The sequence below is a fragment of the uncultured Tenacibaculum sp. genome, from assembly GCF_947495995.1.
In the GTDB taxonomy this organism is placed as follows: Bacteria; Bacteroidota; Bacteroidia; order Flavobacteriales; family Flavobacteriaceae; genus Polaribacter.
Genome location: NZ_CANMAX010000030.1, coordinates 1 through 963, shown reverse-complemented (window position 1 = coordinate 963; position 963 = coordinate 1). Strand labels below are relative to the sequence as shown.

General features: G+C 39.6%; 1 pseudogene. It reads right to left on the bottom strand.

Annotation, left to right across the window (positions count from 1 at the left end):
- A pseudogene (locus Q1A15_RS20915) lies at positions 1–963 on the bottom strand (hypothetical protein); the annotation flags it as partial.

The window sequence follows — 963 nt, the reverse complement described above, 5'->3', positions numbered from 1 at the left end:
CTTAAGAAAGTAGCACTTGTCGTTAATTTATAGAAATATGTATAAGTTCCTGTTCCTCCGGTTGGATTAGTAAAACTGATACTTCCTAAATTCGTTCCGCCTGCTGCCGTACAACTTAAATCTGTTGCACTTGCTCCTCCTCCTACTAATGGAGTTGGAACTGTAATTGTTGCATTAGTAGTGAATGTACATCCTTCTGCATCAACTATTTCTATATTATATGTACCATCTCCTAAAGTTGGGAAGTTCTCTGTAGTTGTTCCTACTCCTGCACGTGTATCTGTAGCAGCTCCTGTAATATTGATTGTATATGGTGCTGTACCATCTGAAATCGTAATACTTAAACTTCCTGTATCTGTTGAACAACTTGGTTGAGTCGTTGATACACTTGCGCTTACTGCTGTTACACTTCCAACTACAACATCTTGGAAAACTCCACGACATCCGTTGCTATCTTCTACGTAAACATCATAAGTTCCAGCTGCTCTATCAACTGATGCATTTCCGGCTGCAAAATCTCCTGCAACTGGAGTTACTCCATCTGCAACTACAGCATAAACATAACCTGTGCCTGTTCCGCCTGCTCCTACTGATGTTATTGTTCCTAAGTTACAATCCTCTGGTGTGCTTGTAGCCGTTACTGTAACCTGTGGTAGGATTGTTGTGTTAACTATATTACTACACCCTTTATTATCAACAACTTCTACAGCATATGTATTGGCGTTTAATCCTGAGAATGTATGTATACTTCCAGTAACATTAATGAAAGCTCCACTATCTAAACGAACTCTAAACGGTGCTTCTCCACTTGTAATATTTACAGCAATTTCTCCATTGGTTCCATCATAACATGTAACTGGCGTAGCTGTGAAAATTACTGGATCGGAATTGTTTATCGTAAAGCTTGCTGTAGCTGTACATCCATTATCATCTGTTACTCGAATCGTGTGAGTACCCACTGGA